This is a genomic window from Bacteroides sp. ET336, from assembly GCF_024733815.1.
Classification (GTDB): domain Bacteria; phylum Bacteroidota; class Bacteroidia; order Bacteroidales; family Bacteroidaceae; genus Phocaeicola; species Phocaeicola cellulolyticus.
Genome location: NZ_JANRHK010000080.1, coordinates 1 through 234, shown reverse-complemented (window position 1 = coordinate 234; position 234 = coordinate 1). Strand labels below are relative to the sequence as shown.

Sequence of the window (234 nt, the reverse complement as noted above, 5' to 3'; positions counted from 1 at the left end):
CAGAAAAATATGGGAGGATAGAGGATTATTTCTTTTTTATCTTCCACCATACTCTCCAGAACTTAATCTTGCTGAAATCCTGTGGCGCATATTGAAAGGCAAATGGATAAGACCTGCTGATTACAATACTAAGGACTCGCTTTTCTATTGTACAAACAGGGCACTGGCATCTGTAGGTACGAACTTATTTGTGAATTACTCATATGTATAAAATTAATTTTGAATAGTTACTTA

Annotated in this window: 1 protein-coding gene; it reads left to right on the top strand. The window is 34.6% G+C overall.

The genetic code is table 11. The features are described from left to right. On the top strand, positions 1-211 hold a 211-nt coding region (locus tag NW213_RS16950), incomplete at its 5' end, for a transposase (RefSeq protein WP_309148302.1). Positions 212-234 lie beyond the last annotated feature (23 nt).